This is a genomic window from Streptomyces sp. NBC_01477, assembly GCF_036227245.1.
Taxonomy (GTDB): Bacteria; Actinomycetota; Actinomycetes; order Streptomycetales; family Streptomycetaceae; genus Actinacidiphila.
In genome coordinates, this window is record NZ_CP109445.1 from 7,668,555 (window position 1) to 7,695,294 (window position 26,740).

Annotated in this window: 21 protein-coding genes; 10 read left to right on the forward strand and 11 right to left on the reverse strand. The window is 72.2% G+C overall.

What is annotated here, in order from left to right:
• The first annotated feature begins 97 nt into the window (after positions 1-97).
• Positions 98-1,057: a DUF6397 family protein gene (locus OHA86_RS32645; protein WP_329181161.1), complete on the forward strand. Its 960-nt coding sequence runs from the start codon at positions 98-100 to the stop codon at positions 1,055-1,057.
• A 136-nt stretch (positions 1,058-1,193) separates the two neighbouring features.
• Here the strand turns inward: OHA86_RS32645 and OHA86_RS32650 are convergent, their stop codons facing one another.
• Positions 1,194-3,707: a DEAD/DEAH box helicase gene (locus tag OHA86_RS32650; protein WP_329181162.1), complete on the reverse strand. Its 2,514-nt coding sequence runs from the start codon at positions 3,705-3,707 to the stop codon at positions 1,194-1,196.
• A gap of 134 nt (positions 3,708-3,841) precedes the next feature.
• On the opposite strand from OHA86_RS32650, the gene OHA86_RS32655 reads away from it, so the two are divergent.
• Entirely contained in the window at positions 3,842-4,636 is a 795-nt protein-coding gene (locus OHA86_RS32655) for a metal-dependent hydrolase (protein WP_329181164.1), read from the forward strand.
• A gap of 65 nt (positions 4,637-4,701) precedes the next feature.
• Here OHA86_RS32655 and OHA86_RS32660 read toward each other — a convergent pair whose 3' ends face one another.
• The gene (locus OHA86_RS32660) at positions 4,702-6,483 is read right to left on the reverse strand and encodes an ABC transporter ATP-binding protein (RefSeq protein WP_329181165.1); all 1,782 of its coding nucleotides are present in this window, start codon (positions 6,481-6,483) and stop codon (positions 4,702-4,704) included.
• Positions 6,480-8,351, reverse strand: coding sequence for an ABC transporter ATP-binding protein (locus OHA86_RS32665; protein WP_329181167.1), 1,872 nt, complete (start codon positions 8,349-8,351; stop codon positions 6,480-6,482). Before OHA86_RS32665 ends, OHA86_RS32660 begins: the two co-directional genes overlap by 4 nt.
• A gap of 345 nt (positions 8,352-8,696) precedes the next feature.
• On the opposite strand from OHA86_RS32665, the gene OHA86_RS32670 reads away from it, so the two are divergent.
• A complete protein-coding gene (locus OHA86_RS32670; protein WP_329181169.1) occupies positions 8,697-10,430 on the forward strand; it encodes a carbohydrate-binding module family 20 domain-containing protein in 1,734 nt (577 codons plus the stop codon).
• A 97-nt stretch (positions 10,431-10,527) separates the two neighbouring features.
• Complete coding sequence (gene mscL / locus OHA86_RS32675; RefSeq protein ID WP_329181171.1) at positions 10,528-10,971, forward strand: large conductance mechanosensitive channel protein MscL; 444 nt, start codon at positions 10,528-10,530, stop codon at positions 10,969-10,971.
• Positions 10,972-11,060: 89 nt separating this feature from the next.
• On the opposite strand, the gene OHA86_RS32680 is transcribed toward mscL, so the two are convergent.
• Positions 11,061-11,546, reverse strand: a complete 486-nt coding sequence (locus OHA86_RS32680; protein WP_329181173.1) for a MarR family transcriptional regulator — start codon at positions 11,544-11,546, stop codon at positions 11,061-11,063.
• Between the two features lie 46 nt (positions 11,547-11,592).
• On the opposite strand from OHA86_RS32680, the gene OHA86_RS32685 reads away from it, so the two are divergent.
• Positions 11,593-13,488, forward strand: a complete 1,896-nt coding sequence (locus OHA86_RS32685) for an ABC transporter ATP-binding protein (protein WP_443071929.1) — start codon at positions 11,593-11,595, stop codon at positions 13,486-13,488.
• Between the two features lie 93 nt (positions 13,489-13,581).
• A complete protein-coding gene (locus OHA86_RS32690) occupies positions 13,582-13,962 on the forward strand; it encodes a DoxX family protein (protein ID WP_329181178.1) in 381 nt (126 codons plus the stop codon).
• Here the strand turns inward: OHA86_RS32690 and OHA86_RS32695 are convergent.
• The 5 genes from OHA86_RS32695 to OHA86_RS32715 form a co-directional block, all read right to left on the reverse strand.
• Positions 13,928-14,596, reverse strand: a complete 669-nt coding sequence (locus OHA86_RS32695) for a LutC/YkgG family protein (protein ID WP_329181179.1) — start codon at positions 14,594-14,596, stop codon at positions 13,928-13,930. The two genes, OHA86_RS32690 and OHA86_RS32695, sit on opposite strands and share 35 nt — an antisense overlap.
• Positions 14,593-16,221, reverse strand: coding sequence for a lactate utilization protein B (locus OHA86_RS32700; RefSeq protein ID WP_329181181.1), 1,629 nt, complete (start codon positions 16,219-16,221; stop codon positions 14,593-14,595). Before OHA86_RS32700 ends, OHA86_RS32695 begins: the two co-directional genes overlap by 4 nt.
• Entirely contained in the window at positions 16,218-17,006 is a 789-nt protein-coding gene (locus OHA86_RS32705) for a (Fe-S)-binding protein (protein WP_329181183.1), read from the reverse strand. Before OHA86_RS32705 ends, OHA86_RS32700 begins: the two co-directional genes overlap by 4 nt.
• Positions 17,007-17,221: 215 nt before the next feature.
• On the reverse strand, positions 17,222-18,346 hold the full coding sequence (locus OHA86_RS32710; protein ID WP_329181184.1) for an NAD(P)-binding domain-containing protein: 1,125 nt from the start codon (positions 18,344-18,346) through the stop codon (positions 17,222-17,224).
• A gap of 45 nt (positions 18,347-18,391) precedes the next feature.
• On the reverse strand, positions 18,392-19,222 hold the full coding sequence (locus OHA86_RS32715) for a glycoside hydrolase family 3 N-terminal domain-containing protein (RefSeq protein WP_329181185.1): 831 nt from the start codon (positions 19,220-19,222) through the stop codon (positions 18,392-18,394).
• A 465-nt stretch (positions 19,223-19,687) separates the two neighbouring features.
• Between OHA86_RS32715 and OHA86_RS32720 the strand changes: the two genes are divergently transcribed.
• A complete protein-coding gene (locus OHA86_RS32720) occupies positions 19,688-20,110 on the forward strand; it encodes a YjbQ family protein (protein ID WP_329181187.1) in 423 nt (140 codons plus the stop codon).
• 276 nt (positions 20,111-20,386) lie between these two features.
• Here OHA86_RS32720 and OHA86_RS32725 read toward each other — a convergent pair whose 3' ends face one another.
• The gene (locus OHA86_RS32725; protein WP_329181189.1) at positions 20,387-21,451 is read right to left on the reverse strand and encodes an ATP-dependent DNA ligase; all 1,065 of its coding nucleotides are present in this window, start codon (positions 21,449-21,451) and stop codon (positions 20,387-20,389) included.
• Between the two features lie 90 nt (positions 21,452-21,541).
• Between OHA86_RS32725 and ligD the strand changes: the two genes are divergently transcribed.
• The gene (ligD, locus tag OHA86_RS32730) at positions 21,542-22,558 is read left to right on the forward strand and encodes a non-homologous end-joining DNA ligase (RefSeq protein ID WP_329181191.1); all 1,017 of its coding nucleotides are present in this window, start codon (positions 21,542-21,544) and stop codon (positions 22,556-22,558) included.
• Between the two features lie 18 nt (positions 22,559-22,576).
• Here ligD and OHA86_RS32735 read toward each other — a convergent pair whose 3' ends face one another.
• Positions 22,577-24,400, reverse strand: a complete 1,824-nt coding sequence (locus OHA86_RS32735) for a glycoside hydrolase family 35 protein (protein WP_329182641.1) — start codon at positions 24,398-24,400, stop codon at positions 22,577-22,579.
• Positions 24,401-24,613: 213 nt separating this feature from the next.
• On the opposite strand from OHA86_RS32735, the gene OHA86_RS32740 reads away from it, so the two are divergent.
• Positions 24,614-25,636: a LacI family DNA-binding transcriptional regulator gene (locus OHA86_RS32740; protein WP_329181192.1), complete on the forward strand. Its 1,023-nt coding sequence runs from the start codon at positions 24,614-24,616 to the stop codon at positions 25,634-25,636.
• 101 nt (positions 25,637-25,737) lie between these two features.
• Complete coding sequence (locus OHA86_RS32745) at positions 25,738-26,724, forward strand: GlxA family transcriptional regulator (protein WP_329181194.1); 987 nt, start codon at positions 25,738-25,740, stop codon at positions 26,722-26,724.
• The last annotated feature ends 16 nt before the right edge of the window (positions 26,725-26,740 follow it).

Consider the following 26,740-nt stretch of genomic DNA (forward strand, 5'->3'; position numbering starts at 1 on the left):
AAGACGTGAGTTATCCACAGGCCTGGAACGCGTGTTCGTCGAACGAGCTAGAGTCGTCACTGTCAGTAGTTGGCTCGTACGGGGAGTGATGACAGTGATGACGACGAAGACAGCCGGAAGCGTTGGGGCGGTTGGACCGGCCGGCGAGGTCGAGACAGTCGGCGCAGCAGGGACGGGCACGGTCGGAGCGGCTCGCGGAGCGGACCCCGGCGGGCGGCGGACGCTCACCCTCAACCGGGCGCGCGAGGAATTGGGCCTGGATTTCTCGGACTTCGAATTGGCGCTGCTGCTCGGCGAGATCGCCACCGTCGGCGGCGGCACGGACAAACCGCGAGTGCCCGAGCCGGAGATCGCCAGAGTGCGGGACGCCGAGGGCGGGATTAAGGCCCTGCTGGAGCGGATCCAGCTGGTCAACACCACCGAGGGCGCCGAGCTGCTGGGGATCAGCCGTGAGCGGCTGCTCCGGCTGACGAGGGCCGGCTGCGTCCGGCCGGTGCGCTGGTACGTCAACCGCTACCGCGCTGTGGTCTGGCTCTATCTCGCCGCCGAGCTGAAGGAGTTCGCGGCGGGCAGTCCCGCACTGCTGGCCGGCCGGCTGCCCGCGGCGGTGCGTGAATGCGCCGCCGACGGCGAGGACCAGCGGCCGCGCGGCTGGCGGTCGCGCCGGGTCGCCCAACTGGTCAGGGACGCGCCAGGAGCGTGGGACGAGGCCGCGGTGTGGGCCGCGCTCCTCGGCCCCGAGATCACCGACTCGGCGGTGCCCGATCCGTCCGAGCGCGCCCGGCTGCGCAGGATCCGCGCGGCGCTGCCGCCCGGCCGGCCCGGGCCACTGGCCGATGCCGCCCTGATCAGACGGCTCACCGCCGCGGACCACCCGGACGAGATCGCGCTCGGCCTGGTCGCGCTGGCCGACGCCCTGAGCCGGGCGCGCGACCGGGACCCGGTGCCGCGGCCCCTGCCCCGGCGGCGGCCGCCCGCACTCGGACCGATCGGGGACCGGCCGCGGCGGAGTCTGCGCAGGCTGCTGCGGAGCCGTAGGCAGGTCGCCGACGGCTGACGGCGGCCCGCCCGGTCCGGCGGTTCCGGCGTGGTGCGGCCCGGTCCGGCCGGTGCGGCGCGGTCCGGCCGGTGCGGCGCGGTCCGGCCCGGCGCGTGGACGGCCGGGGCGCGGCACGGCTCCCGGGTGCGTGCCCCTACAGCTCGCCGACACCGGTGAGCCTGATCACCGCCCGGCCCTCCTCGTCGGAGGCGGCCAGGTCCACCTCGGCCGAGATGCCCCAGCCGTGGTCGCCGTTGGGATCGGCGAAGGTCTGGCGCACGCGCCACAGCCCGTGTTCCGGCTGCTCCTCGATCATGAGCAGCTTCGGCCCGCGGGCGTCGGGGCCGGTGCCCAGGTCGTCGTATTCGTCCCAGTAGGCGTCCATCGCGTCCGCCCAGGTGTCCGCGTCCCAGCCGGACTCCGCGTCGAGTTCGCCGAGCTGGTGGTATTTCTCCAGCGCGGCAAGCTCCACCCGGCGGAAGAGCGCGTTGCGGACCAGCACCCGGAAGGCGCGGGCGTTCGCGGTGACCGGCTTGACCTGGTCGGCCCGCTCCGCGGCCTCCTCGGCGCTCTCCACCTCCGGGTTGGCCAACTGCTCCCACTCGTCCAGCAGGCTGGAGTCGACCTGCCGGACCAGCTCACCGAGCCAGGCGGTCAGATCCTGGAAGTCCTCGGACTTGAGGTCGTCGGGCACGGTGTGCTCCAGCGCCTTGTAGGCACCGGCCAGATAGCGCAGCACGATGCCCTCGGTCCTGGCCAGCTCGTAGTACGAGGTGAATTCGGAGAACGTCATCGCGCGCTCGTACATGTCGCGCACCACTGATTTGGGGGACAGCGGATGATCACCGACCCACGGGTGGCTCTTGCGGTACACGCCGTAGGCGTGCAGGAGGATCTCCTCCATCGGCTTGGGGTACGACACGTCCTGCAAGCGCTCCATGCGCTCCTCGTACTCCACGCCGTCGGCCTTCATCGCGGCCACCGCATCGCCCCTGGCCTTGTTCTGCTGGGCCGCCAGGATCTGCCGCGGGTCGTCCAGCGTCGACTCCACCACCGACACCATGTCCAGGGCGTAGGAGGGGGACTCCGGGTCGAGCAGTTCGAAGGAGGCCAGCGCGAAAGTGGACAGCGGCTGGTTCAGCGCGAAGTCCTGCTGCAGGTCGACGGTCAGCCGGACGATCCTGCCCTCCGCGTCCGGCTCGGCGAGCCGTTCCACCACACCGCCGGCCAGCAGCGAACGGTAGATGGCGATGGCCCGGCGGATGTGCCGCAGTTGCGCGCGGCGGTCCTCGTGGTTGTCCTCCAGCAGGCTGCGCATCGCGTCGAAGGCGTTGCCCGGCCGGGCGATCACCGACAGCAGCATGGCGTGGGTGACCCGGAAGCGCGAGGTGAGCGGTTCCGGGTCCGCGGCGATCAGCTTCTCGAAGGTGGCCTGGGACCAGCCGACAAAACCCTCGGGCGCCTTCTTGCGCACGACCTTGCGGCGCTTCTTCGGGTCGTCGCCCGCCTTCGCGAGCGCCTTCTCGTTCTCGATGACGTACTCGGGCGCCTGCGCCTCGACGAAGCCCGCCGTGTCGAAGCCGGCCCGCCCGGCGCGGCCGGCGATCTGGTGGAATTCCCGGGCGCGCAGCACCCGTACCCGCTGCCCGTCGTATTTGGTGAGCGCGGTGAAGAGCACCGTGCGGATCGGCACATTGACGCCCACGCCGAGCGTGTCCGTACCGCAGATCACCTTGAGCAGGCCGGCCTGCGCCAGCTTCTCCACCAGCCGGCGGTATTTGGGCAGCATCCCCGCGTGGTGCACGCCGATGCCGTGCCGGACGTAGCGCGACAGGTTGCGGCCGAAGGTGGTGGTGAAGCGGAAGTTGCCGATCAGCTCGGCGATCGCGTCCTTCTCCGCCCGGCTGCACATGTTGATGCTCATCAGCGCCTGCGCCCGCTCGACGGCGGCGGCCTGGGTGAAGTGCACGATGTAGACCGGCGACTGACGGGTCTCCAGCAGCTCGGTCAGCGTCTCGGTCAGCGGTGTGCTGCGGTATTCGTAGCTCAGCGGCACCGGACGGGTCGCCGAGCGCACCACCGTGGTGGGCCGCCCGGTGCGCCGGGTCAGGTCCTCCTCGAAACGGCTGACGTCACCGAGAGTCGCCGACATCAGCAGGAACTGCGCCTGCGGCAGTTCCAGCAGCGGGATCTGCCAGGCCCAGCCGCGGTCCGGCTCGGCGTAGAAGTGGAATTCGTCCATGACCACCTGGCCGACATCGGCGGCCCGCCCGTCGCGCAGCGCGATCGAGGCGAGGACCTCGGCCGTGCAGCAGATCACCGGTGCGTCGGGGTTCACCGAGGCGTCACCGGTCAGCATCCCGACGTTCTCGGTGCCGAAGAGCTTGCAGAGGTCGAAGAACTTCTCCGATACCAGCGCCTTGATCGGGGCGCTGTAGAAGGTGACCTCGTCGCGGGCCAGCGCCGCGAAGTGCGCACCCGCCGCGACCAGGCTCTTTCCGGATCCGGTCGGGGTGGAGAGGATCACGTTCGCACCCGAGACCACTTCGATCAGCGCCTCCTCCTGGGCGGGGTAGAGCGAGATGCCCTGCCCTTCCGCCCACGTCGAGAACGCTTCGAAGAGAGCATCGGGGTCGGCATCGGACGGCAGCTGATCGATAAGGGTCACCCCTCCATCTTGCCTGTCCCAGCTGTCACAGGCGGAACCGGAGGCGGCGGCCGTGATCATCGGCGATAGGGTGTGCCGTCGACTATGCGTCAACTCCGCCCGCGGGCGGCATATCAGGGGGACGGAGCAGCACCATGATGGGACCTGCGCACTCACTGTCCGGAGCGGCGGCCTGGCTGGGCGTCGGGGCGATTGCGGCGGGCCTCGACCATCCGATGCCCTGGCCGACCGTCGTGGTGGGCGCACTGATCTGCGCGGGCGCCGCTCTCGCCCCCGACCTGGACCACCAGGCGGCGACGATCTCCCGGGCCTTCGGACCGCTGTCCCGGGCGCTGTGCAAGATCGTGGACAAGCTGGCGCACGCCACGTACAAGGCGACCCGCATGAAGGGCGACCCTCGGCGGGCCGGCGGCCACCGCACCCTCACCCACACCTGGCTGTGGGCCGTGATGGTCGGCGCCGGATTCTCGGCGGCCGCGGTCTACGGCGGCCGCTGGGCGGTGCTCACCATCCTCTTCATCCACATGGTGCTCGCCGTGGAGGGCCTGCTGTGGCGGCAGGCCAGGATGTCGAGCGACGTACTGGTCTGGCTGCTCGGGGCGACCAGCGCCTGGGTGCTCGCCGATGTGCTGGACGACCCGGGCAACGGCAAGGACTGGCTGTTCACCCAGCCGGGCCAGCACTACCTGTGGATCGGCCTGCCGATCGTGCTGGGCTCCCTGGTGCACTGCGTCGGCGACGCCCTGACCGTGTCGGGCTGCCCGGTGCTGTGGCCGATACCGATCGGCCGGCGCCGCTGGTATCCGATCGGCCCGCCGAGGCCCATGCGATTCCGGGCCGGGAGCTGGGTGGAGATCAAGGTCCTCACCCCGATCTTCTTCGTTCTCGGCGGCGGCTGCGCCCTGGGCGCCCTCGGCGTCTTCGGCTGACCTCCGGCCCGGCGGACCCGGCCGGGCGGCGGCATCGCCGCCCGCCCGCGCCCGCCGGTGACGGGTCAGCCGTGCCAGGACCGCCAGAGCGCAGCGTAGGCGCCGTCGGCGGCGACCAGCTCGTGATGGCTGCCCAGTTCACTGATCCGGCCGTCCTCGACCACCGCGATCACGTCCGCGTCGTGCGCGGTGTGCAGCCGGTGCGCGATGGCGACGACCGTGCGACCGTCCAGCACCCGGGACAGCGAGCGTTCCAGGTGGCGGGCCGCCCGCGGGTCGAGCAGCGAGGTGGCCTCGTCGAGCACCAGGGTGTGCGGGTCGGCGAGCACCAGCCGGGCCAGCGCGAGCTGCTGGGCCTGCGCCGGGGTGAGCACCGAGCCGCCCGAGCCCACCTCGGTGTCCAGGCCGTCGGACAGCGCCCGCGCCCACTCCTCGGCGTCCACCGCGCGCAGCGCCTCCCAGAGCTGGTCGTCCACCGCGGTCGCCCGGGCCAGCTGCAGATTGTCGCGGAGCGTGCCGACGAAGACGTGGTGCTCCTGGTTGACCAGGGCCACATGCTCGCGGACCCGCTCGGCCGGCATCCGGGCCAGTTCCGCCCCGCCGAGGGTGACCTCGCCGGTCCGCGGCGCGTAGATCCCGGCCAGCAGCCGGCCGAGGGTGGACTTGCCCGCGCCGGACGGTCCGACCAGCGCCAGCCGGGTGCCGGGCGGCACATTGAGGCTGATGCCGTGCAGGACGTCGCTGCCCTTCCGGTAGCCGAAGCGCACCTGGTCGGCGGCGACCTCGCGGCCCTCAGGCGAGATCCGCTCGTCCCCCGCGGACTCCTCGACCTCGCGCACCCCGACCAGCCGGGCCAGCGAGACCTGGGCGACCTGCAGCTCGTCGTACCAGCGCAGGATGAGGTTGACCGGGTCCACCAGCATCTGGGCGTAGAGGGCGCCGGTGGTCAGCTCGCCCGCCGACACCCACCCGTTCAGCGCGAAGACACCGCCGATCATCAGCACCGAGGTCAGGATCAGCACATGGGTGGCGTTGATCACCGGGAAGAGGACGGTACGCAGCCACATCGTGTAGCGCTCCCACGCCACCCACTGGCCGATCCGCTGCCGCGACAGCTCCTGCCTGCGACCGCCGAGGCCGTGCGCCTCGATGGTGCGGCCGGCGTCGACGGACTCGGTCAGCACCGCGGCGACGGCCGCGTATCCGGCGGCCTCGGAGCGGTAGGCCTGCGGGGCGCGCCGGAAATACCAGCGGACACCGACCACCAGCACCGGCAGCGCGACCAGCACCGAGAGCGCGAGCGGGGGCGAGGTCACCGCGAGGGCGCCCAGCAGCAGCCCCGCCCAGACCACGGCGATGGCCAGTTCCGGTACGGCCTCGCGCATCGCGTTGGCCAGCCGGTCGATGTCGGTGGTGATCCGGGAGAGCAGGTCGCCGGTGCCCGCGCGCTCCAGGACCCCGGGCGGCAGCGACACCGCCCGGACCAGGAAGTCCTCCCGCAGATCGGCCAGCATCAGCTCACCGAGGACCGCCCCGCGCAGCCGCACCAGCCGGACGAAGTACGCCTGCACCACCAGCGCGGCCAGGAAGAAGGCCACCACCCGGCCGAGAGGGACATCGCGCTTGCCGTCCGAGAGGTCCTGCACCAGGCCGCCGAGCAGATAGGGGCCCACCATCGAGGCCAGCACGGCCACCGTGTTCACCGCCACCAGCAGGATGAAGGCACCGCGGTGCCTCCGGGCCAGCTCGCGGACATAGGTCCGTACCGTCGCGGGCGAGCCCACCGGCAGGGTGTTGGTCTGCTGCGGCGCGGCCGGATCGTAGTCCGGCGGTCGCACGCCGATCATGCGGATTCCTCCATCGTGGCGGCGGGGCGCGGGACGCCGACGGGCGCCGGTACCGGGGCGGGGCCGGGGTCGGCCTCGCGGGTGACGACGGCCCGGTAGCGGGGGTCGGTCCGCAGCAGTTCGTGGTGGCCGCCTGCCGCGACGGCGGTGCCGTCGTCGACGAAGACCACCCGGTCGGCCCGGTCGAGCACCAGCGGGCTCGACGTGAAGACGACGGTGGTGCGGCCCGCTCTGACCGTCCCGAGCGCGCGGGCGATCCGGGCCTCGGTGTGGGCGTCGACCGCCGACGTCGGCTCGTCGAGCACCAGCACCTCCGGGTCGGTGACCAGCGAGCGGGCCAGCGCGAGGCGCTGCCGCTGCCCGCCGGACAGCGACCGTCCCCGCTCGGTGATCCGGGCGAGCATCGGATCACCCGAGCCCGAGCTGGAGCCTGCCCCGCCACCGGCCCCGGTTCCGATCAGCGATTGCGCCAGCGCGTCCAGCACATCGCCGCACTGGGCCGCGGCGAGCGCGGCTTCGGGTGTGACGCGGCCGGACGACGGCACCGCGAGCAGCTCGGCCAGCGTGCCCGACAGCAGCACCGGGTCCTTGTCCTGGACCAGCACCGCGGTCCTGACGGCGGCCAGCGGCAGCGCGTCCAGCCGGTGGCCGCCGAGTGTGGCCGAGGGGTCCGCGCCGGTCCCCGACGGGCTGTGGCCGCCCAGCCGGTCGGCCAGCCGCCCCGCCGCGTCCGGGTCGCCGCACACCACCGCGGTCAGCAGCCCGGGCGTGGCGCGCAGCCCGGTCAGCGGGTCGTGCAGTTCCCCGGTGAGCGCGGGCACCTCCGCTTCCGCGGCGCCGTCCGCCGTGGAGGGCACAGCGCCCTCGTGCCCCCGCTGCAGCGCCAGCACCCGGGCCGCGCGCTTGGCCGAGGGACGGGAGAAGGACCAGGCCATGGCGATCTCCTCGAAATTCCGCAGCGGCATCATCAGGAAGGCCACCGAGCCGTACACCGTGACCAGCTCGCCCACCGAGATCCGCCCGTCCAGCGCGAGCCTGGCGCCGTACCAGGCGACGGCGACCAGCAGCAGGCCGGGCAGCAGCACCTGCACCGCGCTGATCAGCGCCCACATCCGGGCGCTGTGCACCGCGGCGGCCCGCACCTGCTGCGAGGCGCGGCGGTAGCGGTCGAGGAACAGCTCCTCGCCGCCGATGCCGCGCAGCACCCGCAGCCCCGCCACCGTGTCGGACGCCAATTCCGTGGCCTTGCCCGCCTTCTCCCGCTGGAGGTCGGCGCGCCGGGTCGCCGCGGGCAGCAGCGGCAGCACCGCGAGCGCGAGCACCGGCACCGACGCGGCCACGATCACGCCGAGCGCGGGCTGGTAGACCACTAGGGCGACGGCCACCCCGACAGTGGCGAGCAGGGCAGAGGTGAAGCGCGCCAGCGCCTCGACGAACCAGCCGATCTTCTCGACATCGCCGGTGCTGACGGCCACCACTTCGCCCGCCGCCACCCGGCGGGTGAGCACCGCGCCCAGCTCGACGGTCTTGCCCGCGAGCAACTGCTGGACGCGCGCCGCGACACTGATCCAGTTGGTCACCGCCGTACGGTGCAGCATCGTGTCGCCGAGCGCGGTGAGCAGCCCGAGCAGCAGCATCAGCCCGCCGGCCAGGCCCAGTCGCATTCCCGAGCGGTCCACCACGGCCTGGACGGCCAGTCCGACGGCGGCGGGAAAGGACGCGACCGCGGCCATGTGCAGGGTGCCCCAGGCGGCGGCCTGCACCTGGCCGCGCCATTGTCTTACCTCCAGCCAGAGCAGGAAGCGGAAGCCCGAGCGCGCGTCGGGAACACCGGGGTCGGACAGCGGGAGATCGCGTAGGGACGTCATGATGTCCTGGGGTCGGAGCGGCGGATTACGGAAATGCACGGACCTGCCGGACGGATGCGGAGATAGCGCGCGAAGTGCGGTCCTGAACCGTGCAACTTTCGCGAAGTCGTCCGCGCCGGGTCAACCGGTTTTCCACCCCGGCACCCGGGTGGCGGCAACAACTTGCAGCAAGCTGACGAAAGTTCTTCCGTCGACCATCTTGACGTGTACGCACCCGCGGCGGGAAGCTCCTGGGCGGAACCCCGAGGGACCCGGGTTCCGCTCATTCCCCCCACCTCGGCGGCCAGGCGCGTGGCTGCCTTCGCAGGGGCACACCGCTGTGCCCGCTCACCGAAGGAGCCGCCCATGAGATCCCGTGCACTGAACGCTTCGCTGGCCGCAGTCGTCGCGGCAGCGGGACTGTTCGCCGCCACCGTCCAACAGGCGCACGCGACCCCGCCCGGCAGCAAGGACGTCACGGCGACGCTCTTCCAGTGGCGTTACGCCTCGGTCGCCAAGGCCTGCACCGACCAGCTCGGCCCGGCCGGTTACGGCTACGTCGAGGTCTCGCCCGCCACCGAGAACATCCAGGGCGACCAGTGGTGGACCTCCTACCAGCCGGTCAGCTACAAGCTGCAGAACCGCCTCGGCGACGAGGCGGCGTTCGCGAGCATGGTGAACACCTGCCACGCGGCCGGTGTGAAGGTCGTCGCCGACGCGGTGATCAACCACATGTCGGCGGGCTCCGGCACCGGCACCGGGGGCACGAACTACAGCAAGTACAACTACCCCGGCTACTACCAGGACCAGGACTTCCACACCTGCCGGACGAGCATCTCCAACTACCAGGACCGCTCCAACGTCCAGAACTGCGAGCTGGTCGGCCTCGCCGATCTCAACACCGGCAGCGACTACGTGCGCAGCACCATCGCCGGGTACCTGAACCACCTGATAGCGCTCGGCGTCGACGGCTTCCGCGTCGACGCCGCCAAGCACATGGCCGAGACCGACCTCGCGGCGATCAAGGCCAAGCTCAGCAACCCGAACATCTACTGGGCGCAGGAGGCGATCTACGGCGCGGGCGAGGCCGTACAGCCCGGCGAGTACGTCAACACCGGGGACGTGGACGCCTTCCAGGGCGCCTTCGACCTCAAGCGGATCTTCAACGGGCAGAAGCTGGCCTCCCTCAGCAACTGGGGCGCGTCCTGGGGCGCCGGCTACGTGTCCAGCGACAAGGCCCGCACCTTCGTCGACAACTGGGACACCGAGCGCAACGGCTCGACGCTCAGCTACAAGGACAACGCCACCTACACCCTGGCCAACGTCTACGTGCTCGCGTGGCCGTACGGCTCGCCGAACGTCTACTCCGGCTACGAGTTCTCCAACAACGACGCGGGTCCGCCGAACGGCGGCACCGTCAACGCCTGCTACAGCGACGGCTGGAAGTGCCAGCACGCGTGGCCGCAGATCTCCGGCATGGTCGGCTTCCGCAACGCCGTCTCCGGCACCGCGGTGACCAACTGGTGGGACAACGGCAACAACGCCATCGCGTTCGGCCGCGGCAGCAAGGGCTATGTCGCGATCAACCACGAGGGCAGCGCGCTCACCCAGACCTTCACCACGTCGCTGCCGGCCGGCACCTATTGCGACGTGCAGCACAGCGGCGCCACCTATTCCGTCGGCTCCGACCACAGGTTCACCGCCACCATCGGCGCGAACGACGCGGTCGCCCTCTATGCCGGGGGACCCTGCGCGGCCTCGGGCGGCACCACCGGCGGTACGAGCACCGGCGGTACGACGAACCCGGCGGCGGGCGCGTCCTTCGCGGTGAACGCCACCACAGTGCTGGGCCAGAACATCTACGTCGTCGGCGACAACTCCACCCTGGGCAACTGGAACACCGGCAGCGCCCTGCTGCTGTCCTCGGCGAGCTACCCGGTGTGGAAGCTGGACGTCACCATGGCCGCGGGGACGTCCTTCCAGTACAAGTACATCCGGAAGGACGGCGCCGGGAACGTGACCTGGGAGTCCGGCGCCAACCGGACGGCCACCGTCCCGGCCACCGGCAAGACCGTACTGAACGACACCTGGCGCAACTGACCACCGCCCCGAGCGGCGTACCACCGATTCACCCCTCTGCGGCAGGACCCGGCACACTGTGGTCTTCCACCGATCTTGACCACAGAGGGGACCCCCCATGATGAAGGGCTTCCGCACCTTCCTGCTCCGCGGCAATGTCGTCGACCTCGCGGTCGGCATCGTCATCGGCGCCGCCTTCACCGCCCTGGTGAACGGCTTCGTCAAAGCGTTCCTGACCCCGATCGTCGGCCTGGTCAGCGGCGCCACCGGTGACTTCAGCGTCAGGACCTTCCACGCCTCGGGGGTCACCTTCCCCTACGGCACCTTCATCGACGCGACGATCAGCTTCGTGATCGTCGCGGCGGTGATCTACTTCCTGGTCGTGCTGCCGATGAACCGGATGCAGGAGAAGTTCTTCCCCAAGGCCGCGGCCGCGCCGATGCGCGAGTGCCCGGAGTGCCTGACCGCGATCCCGGCCGCGGCCAAGCGGTGCAGCGCCTGCACCGCGCCGATCGCGCCGACCGTGGTCGCCCAGGGCGGCCCCGTCGACATCGACAAGTAGCCGCCCGGCGGGCAGCGGCAGTACGGGACCCCGGAGCGGCATGCTCCGGGGTCCCGTACTGCCGCCGTGCTGGGCGCGGCCGGCCCGGCTCAGCAGCGGCGCGGCTCCGCCGCCTCGTCCCGGTCGAGCGCGGCCAGCAGCTCGGTCAGCGCGGCGCGGCTGCCGGCGTCCAGCGGCGCCAGGATCTCGGCCGCGGCCGTACGCCTGGCGAGCCGCAGATCGGCCAGCGCCCGTCGCCCGCCGTCGCTCAGCTCGATCCTGATCACCCGGCGGTTGTGCGGATCGGGCACCCGGCGCAGCAGCTCCTGCTCCTCCAGCGCGTCCACCAGCGTCGTCACCGCCCGCGGCACCACATCGAGGCGCTGGGCGAGATCGGCCATCCGCGGCGGCTCGTCGCAGTGTGCCAGCGTCCGCAGCAGCCGGGCCTGCGCGGGCGTGATGCCCAGCGGTTCGAGCAGCCGGCGCTGGGCACGGTGCAGCCGCCGGCTCAGCCGCAGCAGCTGATCGGCGAGCCGACCGGTGACTTCGTCCGCCGTCGCGTGCGAAGGCGCGGGCTCGGTGGTACGGGTGTCCATGGAATACACCCTAGCAGGATGTAGTTCATTGTGAGCGTAGGTAACAATGACCTACACTCTCAGTCGAGAGTCCCGCAGCCGTACCCGGATCCGCACCCCAGTCGTACCGCCACGCCCGAGGAGTCCTTTGCGCCCCGAAAACGATCTCGCTTCCCGGTGGACGCCACCGGAGAAAAAACCCGCCACCCCCACCGACGTCCGCCGTATCGTGCGGCTGTTCCGGCCCTACCGCGGCCGGCTGGCCGTCGTGGGCGTCCTCGTCGGCCTGTCCTCGCTGGTCTCCGTCGCCTCGCCCTTCCTGCTGCGGGCGATCCTGGACACCGCGATCCCGCAGGGCCGCACCGGCCTGCTGAGCCTGCTCGCCCTCGGCATGATCGCCACCGCCGTCGCGACCGGAGTCTTCGGCGTCCTGCAGACCCTGATCTCCACCACCGTCGGCCAGCGCGTCATGCACGACCTGCGGACCGCCGTCTACGAGCGGCTCCAGCGCATGTCGCTGGCCTTCTTCACCCGCACCCGCACCGGCGAGGTGCAGTCCAGGATCGCCAACGACATCGGCGGCATGCAGGCCACCGTCACCTCCACCGCGACCTCGCTGGTCTCCAACGCCACCGCCGTCATCGCCTCCGTCGTGGCGATGGCAGCCCTGGACTGGCGGCTGACCATCGTCTCCCTGCTGCTGCTCCCGGTCTTCGTCTGGATCGCCCGCCGGGTCGGCCGCGAGCGCAAGAAGATCGCCACTGAGCGGCAGAAGCAGATGGCCTCGATGTCCGCGATCGTCACCGAGTCGCTGTCGGTCAGCGGCATCCTGCTCGGCCGCACCATGGGCCGCGCCGACTCGCTCACCCGCGACTTCTCCACCGAGTCCGAGCGCCTGGTCGACCTCGAAGTGCGCTCCAACATGCAGGGCCGCTGGCGGATGGCCGTCATCGGCATCGTGATGTCCGCGATGCCGGCCCTGCTCTACTGGGCCGCCGGGCTGACCACAGGACATGGCGGCCCCGCCCTCTCCATCGGCACCCTGGTCGCCTTCGTCTCGCTCCAGCAGGGCCTCTTCCGGCCCACCGTCTCGCTGCTGGCCACCGGTGTGCAGATGCAGACGTCGCTCGCGCTCTTCCAGCGCATCTTCGAATACCTCGACCTGCCGCTGGACATCACCGAACGGCCCGGCGCGCGCAGCCTGGGGACCGTACGCGGCGACATCGCCTTCGAGGCCGTGGACTTCGCCTACGACGCCGAGTCCGGCGCCCCGACGCTGCGCGGCATCGACGTGGCCGTCCCCGCGGGCGGCAGCCTCGCCGTCGTCGGCGCGACCGGTTCGGGCAAGAGCACCCTGAGCTACCTGGTGCCGCGGCTCTACGACGTGACAGCGGGCCGGGTCACGATCGACGGCACCGACGTCCGCGATCTGACCTTCGACACGCTGGCCGCCGCGGTCGGCGTGGTCTCCCAGGAGACGTATCTCTTCCACGCCTCGGTCGCGGAGAACCTGCGCTTCGCCAAGCCGGACGCGACCGACGACGAGATCCACGCCGCCGCCCGGGCCGCCCAGATCCATGAGCACATCGCGGCCCTGCCGGACGGCTACGACACGCTCGTCGGCGAGCGCGGCTACCGCTTCTCCGGCGGCGAGAAGCAGCGGCTTGCCATCGCCCGCACGATTCTGCGCAACCCGCCGGTGCTCATCCTCGACGAGGCCACCAGCGCACTGGACACCAGGACCGAGCAGGCCGTCCAGGACGCCATCGACACCCTGTCGGCCGGGCGCACCACCGTCACCATCGCCCACCGGCTGTCCACCATCCGCGACGCCGACCAGATCGTGGTCCTCGACGCCGGGCGGATCATCGAACGCGGCACCCACGACGAACTCCTCGCGGCGGGCGGTCGCTACGCGGCACTGGTGCAACGCGATACGCAACTGGCGACCAGCGCGCCCTGAGGCGGTCGCGTGCCCTTGCGAACCGGACGTTACCCGAGAGTAAGGTGAGCGTCCGGCGGGATCCGCCCGCCCCCGTTCAGGAGGTACGTCCCGGTGCCCGCACGTTCCGCCCAACTGCTTGCCGGCCTGCTCGCCGGTGCCGCCGTCACCCACTTCGCGCGCCCCGAGCAGTACGACGCCCTGGTGCCGTCCGCGCTCCCCGGCAGCGCCCGTACCTGGACGCAGGCCAGCGGAGCGGTGGAAGCCGTGCTGGCCGCGGCCGTCGCGCTGCCCGCCACCCGGCGCACCGGCGCCTTGCTCACCGCGGGCTTCTTCGTCGCCGTCTTCCCGGCCAACGTCAAGATGGCCTACGACTGGCGCCACCGCCGCACCCCGTACAAGGCCGCCGCATACGCCCGGCTGCCGGTCCAGGTGCCGCTGGTGCTGTGGGCGCTCAAGGTCAGCCGCTCTGCGGCGATGACGTCAGGAGGATGACGTCGAGGGTGCGGGGGCCGTGGACGCCTTCGATGCGGGTGAGTTCGATGTCGCTGGTGGCGGAGGGTCCGGAGATCCAGGTTTGGGGGTGGGCGGGGTTGAGTCGTGGGAGGGCTTGGGGGATGGAGTCGACGATTTGCTGGGGTGTGCGGATGACGCAGATGTGGTGGTCGGGGATGAGGGTGATGCGTCGTTGGCCTTGGGCGGTGGTGCTGTCGAGGATGATGGTGCCGGTTTCGGCGATGGCGAGGGTGCAGCCGGTGATGACGGTGTCGGCGGTGTCGAGGGTGTGGGTGGTGGTGGTTTCGTCGGGGGTGGTGATGGTGATGCCGGTGGTCTGGCTGAGCCAGTGGTGGGGGAGGTCGGGGGGTGTGATGGCGGTGCGGGTGCCGTGGTGGGTGAGGAGTCGGGCGAGGGTTGCGGGGAGGTCTTGTTCGTTGGTGCGGTGGACGTGGGCGCGGTAGTCGGTGAGGTTGTCCGCGAGGAGGTCGGCGCTTTGTTCGGGGGTGCGGTGGGCGTGGACGGTGAGGTAGTCGCGGGGGATGGTGGCGGGGTCGGGCGGGGTGCCGTCGGTGGTGCCGTCGAGGGCTTGGCGGATGCGGCGGAGGATTTCGGTGCGGCTGTCGGTGGTCATTGCTGACGGCCGCCTTTCTCGTTCTGCTGGCCTTTTTCGCTTTTCCCGTTCTGCGGGGTCTGCGGGGTCTGCGGGGTTAGTTCGTTCTGTTCGGTGTTGTGGGCGGGCTGAGCTTTTTCGGTGTGCGGGGCTTGCTGGGTGTGCTGGGTTGGTTGTGTGGTTTGTTTTTGGTGTTGTTGCCACCATTGGCGGAAGGTGGTGGGGGGGATTTGAGGGAGGTTGCGGGTGGTGGTCCAGGCTTTGGTGGTGGTGCCTGGTGGGTTTTTGGGGTGGAGTTTTCGGGTGTGGGTGGCGAGTTTTTGGGCGTGGTGGAGTGCGGTGGGGTGCTGGAGGGTCCATCGGGTGGTGCGCATGGTGGTGTGTTCGAGGCGGTGGCGTTTGGCGGGTTTGATGGTGGTTTTCTGTCCTTGGCGGGTGGTGGGTCCGCCTTGGGTGATGCGTTCGCGGAGGTGGGTGAGGATGTCGGGGATGTCGATGGCGACGGGGCAGACGTCGTAGCAGGCGCCGCAGAGGGTGGAGGCGTAGGGGAGTGAGGCGTCCAGGGGGGTGGTGGTGCCGTGGAGTTGGGGGGTGAGGATGGCACCGATGGGGCCGGGGTAGGGGGTGCCGTAGGCGTGGCCGCCGGTGCGTTCGTAGACGGGGCAGACGTTGAGGCAGGCGGAGCAGCGGATGCAGCGCAGTGCTTGTCGTCCGGTGGTGTCGGCGAGGGTGTCGGTGCGGCCGTTGTCGAGGAGGACGAGGTGGAAGGTGCGGGGGCCGTTGTGGGGTGTGGTGCCGGTCCACAGTGTGGTGTAGGGGTTCATGCGTTCGGCGGTGGAGGAGCGGGGGAGGGTTTGGAGGAAGACTTCGAGGTCCTGCCAGGTGGGGATGACTTTTTCGATGCCGGCCAGGGTGATGAGGGTGTCGGGGAGGGTGAGGCACATGCGGCCGTTGCCTTCGGATTCCAGGACGGCGAGGGTGCCGGTTTCGGCGATCATGAAGTTGGCGCCGGAGATGGCGACTTTGGCGGTGAGGAATTTTTCGCGGAGGTGGAGGCGGGCGGCTTCTGCGAGGTCGGTGGGGTTGTCGGTGAGGTTGTCGGGGGCGGGGCGTCCCCAGTGGGTCATCTCGCGGGTGAAGATGTCGCGGATCTCGGTGCGGTTCTTGTGGATGGCGGGGACGAGGATGTGGGAGGGGAGGTCGTTGCCGAGCTGGACGATGAGTTCGGCGAGGTCGGTTTCGTAGGCGGTGATGCCTGCGTGGGCGAGGGCGTGGTTGAGGCCGGTTTCCTGGGTGGTCATGGATTTGACCTTGACGACTTCGGTGTGGCCGGTGGCGTGGACGAGGGCGGTGATGATGCGGTTGGCGTCGTCGGCGTCGGTGGCCCAGTGGACGGTCCCGCCGGCCGCGGTCACCGCCTCTTCCAGTTGGAGGAGGTAGTGGTCGAGGTGGCGCAGGGTGTGGTCCTTGATCGCGGCTCCCGCGGCGCGCAGTTGGGGCCAGTCGGTGAGTTCGCTGATCGCGGTGGCGCGTTTGCTGCGGATGGTGTGGGTGGCGTGGCGCAGGTTCGCCCGCAGCTGCCCGTCGCGGGTCGCTTCCCGTGCGGCGGCCGGGAACGACGGCAGCCCCAGATACGTACCGCTCATCGGATCTTTCCTGCCGTTTCCGGTGTCTGGTAGGGGTGTTCCTGGGTCGAGGCGAGGATCTCGGCGAGGTGGACGGCCCGCAGCGGGGTGTTCTGGCGGGAGATCATGCCGTCGAGGTGCATGAGGCAGGAGTTGTCGGCCCCGCACAGGACCTGGGCGCCGGTGGAACGGGCGTTGTCGATCTTGTCCTGGCCCATCGCGGCGGACACGTCGGGGTTCTTGACCGCGAAGGTCCCCCCGAAGCCGCAGCACTCCTGCGCGCCCGGCAGCTCCCGCAGTTCCAGCCCCCGCACCGCCTGGAGCAGCCGCCGGGGGCGGTCGCCCAGGCCGAGCATCCGCAGGCCGTGGCAGGAGGGGTGGTAGGTCACGGTGTGCGGGAAGTACGCGCCGACGTCGGTGACCCCGAGGACGTCGACCAGGAACTCGGTCAGCTCGTAGGTCTGCGGCACCGCCGCGGCCGCGGCCGCGGCCAGCCCGCGCCCGCTGTCGCGGCCCTCGGCGGCGGCACGCTCGGCCATCCGCGGATAGTTCTCCCGGACCATCGCCACACACGAACCCGACGGCGCCACCACGTAGTCGTAACCCGCGAACACCTCCGCATGCCTCCGCACCAAAGGCTCCGCCTCATGCCGGTAACCGGTGTTGTAGTGCGCCTGGCCGCAACACGTCTGCCCCGCGGGGAAGTCCACCTCCACACCCAGCCGCTCCAGCAGCGTCACCACCGCCCGACCTGTATCCGGATACAACAGGTCATTCACACAAGTGAGGAAGAGTGCTACGCGCATGGGTCCTCCGTGCCGCCCCGGCGCAGGCAGGGCTGATCTCGATCACGCATGCGCCCATACTGCCGCAATCACCGTTCGCAGGGAAGAAGACATCCGATGTTTATTGGCTGTGGCGCGGCCAAGGTGGCGGCAAGCGGAACGCCGCCGCACCCGGGAGGGGAGCGGCGGCGCCGGTGAGGCGCCACGTCACGTGCGTGCCGTGGGCTTACGCGCGTTCAGCGCGCACGTTCGAGCGGGCGCTCGCGCGCGAGTCCGGCCGGAGGGGCGGAATCCGACGGTGCGCGGGCCAGCAGCGCCCGGATGTCGCGTACGGCCGTACGGCCCGCGCGGTTGGCGCCGATGGTGCTCGCGGACGGCCCGTAGCCGACCAGATGGACGCGCGGATCCTTGATCACCCGCGTGCCGTCCACCGCGATGCCGCCGCCGGGTTCGCGCAGCCGCAGCGGGGCGAGATGGTCGAGTGCGGCGCGGAAACCGGTGGCCCACAGGATCACGTCCGCGTCCAGTGTCCGGCCGTCACTCCAGGCGACGCCATGCGGCGTGATCCGGTCGAACATCTCCTGCCGCCGCAATGTGCCGCGGTCGATGGCCTGCCGCACGGCGTCGGTAGCGGCCAGCCCGGTCACGCTCACGACGCTCTGCGGCGGCAGTCCGCTGCGCACCCGCCGCTCGACCGTCGCGACCGCCTCGCGTCCCCAGTCCTCGGTGAAGGGCGTGCTGCGGAAGACCGGTGGACGCCGGGTCACCCAGGTGGTGCGTGCCACTTCGGCCAGCTCCATCAGCAGCTGCACCGCCGAGGTGCCGCCGCCGACGACCACCACGTGCAGGCCGGCGAAGTCCGCGGCGCCCCGGTAGCCGGCGGTGTGCAACTGGCGGCCGAGGAAGGTCTCCTGGCCCGGGTAGTACGGCATGAAGGGCCGGTCCCAGGTACCCGTGGCATTGATCAGTGCCCGCGCCGACCACGTCCCGGCGTCGGTCTCGATCCGCAGCCGCCCGCCGTCCCCGCCGCGTACCGCCGTCACGTCGACCGGACGGTGCACCCGCAGGTCGAACTCCCGCTCGTAGCGGGCGAAGTAGTCGCCCACCACCTCGGCCGACGGCCGGTCGGGGTCGGCGTCGCCCAAGGGCATGCCGGGCAGTTCGTGCACCCGGTGCGCCTTGCCGTAGGTGAGCGACGGCCAGCGGTACTGCCAGGCGCCGCCGGGGCCGGGGGAGTGGTCGAGCACGACGAAACCCGTGCCCGGGGCGAAGCCCGTGCGGCGCAGGAAATAGCCCGCCGACAGGCCGGCCTGGCCGGCGCCGACCACGGCGACCTCGACATCACGCACCGCATCGTTCATGCCTGTGCCAACGGTGGCGCCGGAGGAATACTTCCCCGGCGGCGCTCAGCCGGCGCCGGCGGCCCGGGCAGGCTCGGCGGCCGGCATCCGCGGCTCCGAGGCCCAGCGGCGCAGCCGTGCGACCCGCTCCGCGGCCTCCTCCAGCCGCCACTGCGGCAGGTCGCCGTCGGCCACCGCGCGGGCCGCGGCGGCGTGGATCGCGTCCCGCACCCCCGCGCCGCTCGACGGTCCGAGCCGCACCAGGTCGACGCCGGCGATCCAGGCCAGCACCGCGGCGCCGGGTACGCCCCAGCCGTCGACGATCGCGGGCGCGTCGAGCGTGTCGCTCAGGACGACGCCGCCGTATCCCAGCTCGCCCCGCAGCACCCCGGTCACCGCCCGGGCGCTGAGCATGGCGGGCAGTTGCTCGTCGCCCGGCACCGGGGCGTGGCCCGCGGTGATCGCCCGTACGCCCGCGGCGGCGCCCTCGGCGAACGGCCGCAGGCTGCCCGCGGCCGTGAAGGGGCCGAGCGCGGCGGCCACACCGTGCGTCTGCAGGTCGGTGACGAAGACGCGGGTCTCGTCGGCGCGAAGTCCTGGGCGGACGGCCAGATGGAGGTTCGCGCCCGCCGCGACGAGGTCGGCCGCCGCGGCGCTGCCGCCGCCGGCCCGGTCCGGGTCCCGCACACCCGGGAGCCCGGCGAGTGCGTCGGGCAGTGCCGCCCGCAGCGCTTCGGTCGTCGCCCGCGCCGCCGGACCCTGTCCGTCCACGGCCGCGCCCGGCGTGCCGCTCTCCAGGCCGCGCAGAATCCATTCGGGCAGCCGTTCGTGCCGCCCGCGCACGGTGGGCAGCAGGCACGAGTCGACCAGCGCGGTGAGCCGGCGCAACGCGTTCACCCCCTCCGGGCTGCGGCAAGGACGGACGGCGTCCAGGCCCGCTGAATGGTACAGACCAATCCCGCCCCACGGCAATGACCCCCGTCCCGCCCGCCCGGGAGGGCCGCCCTCCGACCGGGGACGACCCCCGCAGAGGCGCGGGGAAGCGCGCGATCGGCCGAGCCCCGGCCGCCGGGACCCATCGACGCGGGGAACTGCGCGACCAGCCGTGTCGCCGCGATACATAGGCGCGCCCCGGCGCAGGCAGCCTCTCCGCCACCCGGGCGCGGGCGCCGCAGGGAGCCGCCACGAGCAGAGGCGGCCCTTCACGGACCCGGGGCGGCGAAGACAGCCGGAGGGCATCACGTGCCGCAAAGGGCAGCCCTCTCGGAGGGCCGGGAATTGCGCGGCCGGCCACCGTGGCGCGGCAGACCGCGACGGCACCGCAAGTGGCAACCGCTCACGTGCCCGGAGGAGAATGGCCGCATGGCCGACCACTACCGTTCGCGCGTCATCGACGTCTCCACCGGGTCGGTGGAGTCCGTGTACGACCTCACCGCCGACTGCGAGGCCTTCCTCCGGGAGGAGGCCCGCGGGGGCGACGGGCTGCTGAACGTGTTCGTGCCGCACGCGACCGCCGGGGTCGCCGTCATCGAGACGGGTGCGGGCAGCGACGACGATCTGCTGGCCGCCCTGCGGGAGTTGCTGCCCGCCGACGACCGGTGGCGGCACCGGCACGGCAGCCCCGGGCACGGCCGCGACCATGTGCTGCCCGCGCTCGTACCACCGCACGCCACGCTGCCGGTGGTCGGCGGAAAGCTGGAGCTGGGGACATGGCAGTCCGTGGTGATGGTGGACACCAACCGGGACAACCCGCGCCGCCAGGTGCGGCTGAGCTTTCTCGGCTGACCGAGCCGCCCGGCGGGCATGAGCGGCACCGGGGCGGCCGGCCGCAGCCGACCGCGGGATTTCGCGGCAGGCCCTACAGGCGCGAGGTGCGGCTGAGCTTTCTCGGCTGACCGAGCCGCCCGGCGGGGACGGTCGGCAGCGGGATGGCCGGCCGCTGCCGACCGTACGGCCTGGCGGCAGGCCGGAGACGCGTCTGCGTCCCGATGGTCGCGCGCAACCGACACCGGCCGTAGCGCCGGCGGCGGCCATCGCCGAATCCGCCGACTGGCGCCGGCCCTATCCCGTGGACAGGAAGTCCGCCAGGTCGTATCCGACCGGCTCCTCCAGCTGGGCGTAGGTGCACTGCCCGGGTTCGCGGTCCGGGCGCCAGCGGCGGAATTGCGCGGTGTGCCGGAAGCGGTCGCCCTGCATGTGGTCGTAGGCGACCTCGACGACCCGCTCAGGGCGCAGCGGCAGCCAGGACAGGTCCTTCTTGCCGGTCCACCGGCTGGGGCCGCCAGGCAGCCGGTCGGCGGCCTGGGCCTCCTCGCTCGCCCACTCCTGCCAGGGGTGGCCGGCGACCGAGTCCATCCGCAGCGGGGCCAGCTCCTCCATCAGTTCGGCGCGGCGCCGCATCGGGAAGGACGCGCACACGCCGACGTGCTGGAGGCGCCCTTCGCCGTCGTGGAGGCCGAGCAGCAGGGACCCCACCACCGGCCCGCTCTTGTGCAGCCGCAGCCCCGCGACGACGCAGTCGGCGGTGCGCTCGTGCTTGACCTTCACCAGGACGCGTTCGCCCGGCCGGTACGCCAGTTGCGGGGGCTTGGCGACGACCCCGTCGAGACCCGCGCCCTCGAAGCGGTCGAACCAGTCCTCGGCCAGCGCCAGATCGTCCGTGGCGGGCGCGATGAAGACCGGCGCGGTCGCGTCCTCCAGTGCCGCCGTGAGCGCCGCCCTGCGGTCCCGCTGCGGCTCCGCCATGAGCGAGGTGTCGCCGAGCGCGAGCAGGTCGAAGGCGATGAAGCCCGCGGGCGTCACCTCCGCCAGATGGCGCACCCGGGAGTCGGCGGGATGGATCCGCTCCAGCAGCGCGTCGAAGTCCAGCCGCCCGCCCCGCGTGATGACGATCTCGCCGTCGAGCACGCAGCGCGGCGGGATCCGGGTCCGCAGCGCCTCCACGACCTCGGGGAAGTAGCGGGTGAGCGGCTTGGCGGAGCGGCTGCCCAGCTCGATCTCGTCACCGTCGCGGAAGACGATCGCGCGGAAGCCGTCCCATTTGGCCTCGTACTGCATGCCGGACGGGATGGCCTTCGCGGCCTTGGCCAGCATCGGCTGCACAGGGGGCATCACCGGCAAGTCCATGCCCCGATTGTGCGCGCCGCCGCCGCACAGGGCGCGTCGGCGGGCCGCGCACAAGGCGCGCCCGTGGACCGCCCGGCCTAGCGTGGGGGCATGGCAGACACGCTGGAGCTGACCGTCGGCGACCGCACCGTACGGGTGTCGCATCCGGAGAAGGTCTACTTCCCGCAGCGCGGCCTGACCAAGGCCGACCTGGTGCGCTACTACCTGGGCGTCGGCGACGGCATCCTGCGGGCGCTCAGGAACCGGCCCACCACCCTGGAGCGCTACATCAGCGGCGTCGAGGGCGACTCGTTCTTCCAGAAGCGCGCGCCGAAGAATCTGCCCGACTGGATCCCGACCGGCCGGATCGCCTTCCCCAGCGGCCGCTACGCCGACGAGATCTGCCCGACGGAGACCGCCGCGGTGCTGTGGGCGGCGAATCTCGGCACCTTCACCTTCCACCCCTGGCCGGTCCGCCGCACCGACACCGAGCACCCGGACGAGTTGCGCATCGACCTCGACCCCCAGCCGGGCACCGACTTCTCCGACGCCGTGCGCGCCGCGCAGGAGCTGCGGGACGTCCTCGACGGCCTGGGCCTGACCGGCTGGCCGAAGACCTCGGGCGGGCGCGGCCTGCACGTCTTCGTGCCGATCGCGCCCGAGTGGACCTTCACCCAGGTGCGCCGCTCGGCCATCGCGGTGGCCCGCGAGCTGGAGCGGCGCGCACCGGAGCGGGTCACCACGGCCTGGTGGAAGGAGGAGCGCGGCGCGAAGATCTTCGTGGACTACAACCAGACCGCGCGCGACCGGACGATCGCCAGCGCCTATTCCGTACGCCCCTTCCCGCACGCGCCGGTGTCGGCGCCGCTGCGCTGGGACGAACTGGCCGAGGTGGCGCCCACCGACTTCGACCTGGTCACGATGCCGGCCAGATACGCGGAGGTCGGCGACCTGCACGCCGACATGGACGAGCACGCCTTCCGGCTCGACGCGGCCCTCGACCTGGCCGACCGCGACGAGCGCGAGCACGGCCTCGCCGATCTGCCGTACCCGCCGGAGCACCCGAAGATGAAGGGCGAGCCCAAGCGGGTCCAGCCGAGCCGGGCGCGGAAGACCGGCGAGGACTGAGCCCGGCCGAGCAGAGCTTCAGTCGAAGGTCTCGACGTATTCCTCCGGCGGCCCCAGCTCCGGCCGGTCGCGCAGCTCGATCCGGTCGCCGAAGCGTTCGAGTTCCAGCACCGTCACGGTGTTGCGGCCCGGAGTCAGCAGCGGCGCCGGCACGTAGAGGGTCAGCTGCGGGCCGATCTCCCAGTGGCGGCCCAGCAGCGTCCCGTTGACCCAGACGAAGCCCTTGCCGAAGCCCGGCAGCGCCAGGAAGGTGTCGGCGGGGGTGTCGAGGTCGAGCCGCGCGGTCGCGAAGCCGCAGCTGCCCGACGGCGGCGCCGCGGCCGGGGCGCGGGCCACGTCGTCCCGCGACCATTCGTCGAGCGGCAGCCCGTGCACCGTCCAGGTGTGGACCAGGCGCGGCCCGATCCGCACACCGCCCAGGATGCCCTTGCCCTGGCCGAGCAGCGGGCCGTAGTTGATCCGGCCCTGGTTCTCCACCAGCAGGTCGAGCCGGACCCGCTGCCCGGTGCCGGTCAGCGGCAGGGTGCCGGTCTCCCGGTCGAGCACGCCGAGCGGCGCACCGTCGGCGAAGACCTGGGCGCGGTCGTGCAGCCCGTGCACCGTGAGGTCGTGCGTGCCCGCGGGCACCAGGGGGCGGGACCGGTAGAGCAGCAGGCCCGACGGCTGGCCCAGTTCCTCGAAGCTCGGCGGGTGCGGCCAGTCGGCGGCGGGCGCCAGCGCGGCCAGCCCGTCGAGCAGGCCCGCGCCCGGGACCGGCCGGAGTGCACGGGGCGCCAGCAGCGCCGGATCGGCGGGCAACGGGCGGGGTGCGGCGCCGGTCGCCGCGAGCAGCAGCTCGCGGATCCGGAAGAACTTCGGGCTCAGGGCGCCGTTCTCGGCGACCGGGGCGTCGGAGTCGTAGCTGGTCACGGTGGGCTGGAGCCGGGTGCCGTCGTGGTTGGCGCCGGAGCCGAGACCGAAGTTGGTGCCGCCGTGCGCCATGTAGACGCTCACCGAGCCGCCGGCGTCCAGGATGCCGGCGAGCGTGCTGCCCGCGCTGTCCACCGACCGTATGTGGTGCGGCTCGCCCCAGTGGTCGAACCAGCCGTTCCAGAACTCGGCGCACATGAACGGCTCCCCGGCCCGCCGCGCCCGCAGCAGCCCGGCCGCGGCCTCCGGCCCAGAACCGAAGGTCGCCGTGGCCAGGGTGCCGGGCAGACTGCCGCCGTCCTGCATCAGCGCGGTCGGTCCGTCGGCGGTGTAGAGCAGTTCGCCGACGCCCCGCGCGGTCAGCGCGTCGCGCAGCCACTCCAGATGGCCGCGGTCGTCGCCGTAGCTGCCGTACTCGTTCTCCACCTGCACCGCGACCACCGGCCCGCCGAACGCCGCCTGGGCCGCGGTGATCTGCGGCATCAGTGTGTCGAACCAGCGCGCCACCTCGTCGAGGTAGGGGCGGTACGACGAGCGCGGGCGCATTCCCGCCAGGCCCGTCAGCCAGGCGGGCAGCCCGCCGTTGTCCCACTCCGCGCAGATGTACGGACCCGGGCGGACGATCACATCGAGGCCGGCGTCCTGCGCGAGGTCGAAGAAGTGCCCGAGGTCGCGCCCGCCGTCGAAGCGGAGCTGTCCCCGGCGCTGTTCGTGGACATTCCACGCGACGTAGGTGTCCACGGTGTTCAGGCCCATGGCCGCCAGGCGCTCCAGACGGTCGGCCCATTGCGCCGGGTGGACCCGGAAGTAGTGCAGCGACCCGGCGAGGATCCGGTGCGGGCGTCCGTCGCGCAGCAGTTCGCCGTGCGGGTACGACAGCAGGGCCGGCGCTGGAGGCGACGCAATGTGCCGCGCCGGCGGCGTCCCGCCCATGGCGACGCCGCGGAACGACACCGACACCTTCCCGCCCGCTGATGGCTCCACCCTGACGACCTCCGATCCGCATCCGGCGTGAGCGGAACTCTGGCACACCGATGTTATCGATGCCAAGAGCCGTCTCACGAGTGCGGGCAGTTCACGGCGCTTGCGCCCCCCATGCATGAGATCGCTATCATCGGAGATCGGCAGTCGGGCGGAGGGGGCCGGATGAAGCAGCGGGAAGGTGCCCGGCCGCCGGGGATGGCCGATGTGGCACGGGTCGCGGGCGTGTCCGCGCAGACCGTCTCCAGGGCGCTGGCCGGGCATCCGAATGTGCAGGACGCGACCCGGGCGAAGGTGCTCGCGGCCGTCGAGCAACTGGGGTACCGCAAGAACACCGCGGCCGGGACGCTGTCGTCGGGGCGCAGCCGCACCATCGGTGTGGTGACCCTCCAGACCGGCTTCTTCGCCCGCACCGCCCTGACCGTCGGTGTCGAACGCGCCGCCAGGGACGCGGGTTACGCGGTGAGCACCGCGACCACCGCCTCCCTCGACCCGGCCTCGGTCGAGGACGCCCTGCTGCGGCTCGCCGACCAGCAGGTGGAGGGGGTCGTGCTGGCCGTGCCGCTGATCCGGGTCAGCCGCCGGATCGAGCAGCTGACCGCCGCGGTGCCCACCGTCGCCGTGGACGGCTCGCGCACCCCGGCCACCGACATCGTCGCCGTCGACCAGTCGGGGGCCGCCCGGCTGGCCGTCAACCATCTGCTGGACCTCGGCCATGCGACGGTCTGGCATGTGGCGGGACCCGGCGAATGGCTGGACGCGGCTAGCCGCTCCCGGGGCTGGCGGGCGGCCCTCGACGCCGCGGGCGCGAGCGTGCCGCCCGAGCTGGCGGGCGACTGGTCGCCGGACTCCGGCTACAGGGCCGGGCTGATCCTGGGCCGGATCCCCGAGGTCACCGCAGTCTTCGTGGCCAGCGACGAAATGGCGTTCGGGGTGATCCGCGCGCTGCGCGAACTGGGCCGCCGGGTGCCGGAGGACATCTCGGTGGTGGGCGTGGACGACATCGCGCTCGCCGCCTACTGCTCGCCGCCGCTGACCACCGTGGCGCAGCCCTTCGACCGGATGGGCGCACTCGCGGTGGCCCATCTGCTGCGCCATGTGGCGGAGCCGGCCGCCCCGCCCGCGCCGGTGTCGGTCGAGCCGGCCCTCGTCGTACGGTCGAGCACCGCGCCCGTGCGCGGGTCCTGAGCCGGCCCCCGTAGGCGAGCGGTCCGCCCGGGGCCATCGTGGCGGAAATCGTCACAAGGCTGTCCTTGCCGCCATCACGGGGCACGGCAGACGATGACGGCATGACCACCCGACGTATCGTCTTCGCCGTCTTCCCCGGCTTCCAGATGCTCGACCTGTCGGGGCCGAACGAGGTCTTCGTGCAGGCCGGGCGGCGGACGGCGCAGGCGGGGGCGCGGCCGGCGGTCGTCGTGGACACGGTGGCCGCGGCCCCCGGGCCCGTCGTCAGCAGCGGCGGCCTCGCGGTCTCCCCGACCCTGACGACCGACGAGGTCACCGGGCCGGTGGACACCCTCATCGCGGTGGGCGGCAGGGGCGTCCACCAGGCGTGCCAGGACGCCGCCTTCGTGGACTGGTTCGCCCGCACCGCCCACCGGGCGCGCCGCACCGCCTCGGTGTGCAGCGGCGCCTTCCTGCTCGGCGCGGCGGGACTGCTCGACGGGCGGCGCGTGGTCACCCACTGGTCGGCGTGCGAGCTGCTGGCAGCCTGCTATCCCGGGGCCGCCGTCGACCCCGACCCGATCTTCGTCCGCGACGGCGACCTGTGGACCTCCGCGGGCGTCACCGCGGGAATGGACCTCGCCCTCGCCATGGTCGAGGCGGACGACGGCCCCGAGGTGTCCAGGGCCGTCGCCAGGCAACTGGTGATGTTCGTCCAGCGCCCCGGCGGCCAGGCACAGTTCAGCGCCCAGCTGGCCGCCCAGCGCCCCGGGCGGCAGTCGCTCCGCGACGTACTCGACTGGGTCGCCGACCACCTCGCCGACGACCTCGGTGTGCCGGCGCTGGCGGCCAGGGCGGGCATGAGCGAACGCCACTTCACTCGGGTCTTCCGCGCCGAGACCGGCCGCACCCCGGCCGCGTACGTCGAGAGCGCCCGGGTGGAGGGCGCACGGCGGCTGCTGGAATCCACCGGCACCACCCTGGAGGCGGTGGCCCGTGCCTGCGGCTACGGCACCGTCGAGACGCTCCACCGCAGCTTCAAGCGCGCCGTCCAGGTCACCCCGGGCGAATACCGCCGGCGTTTCGCACCGCACGCCGCCGTGCGCTGAGCCCGCCGGTCCGTAC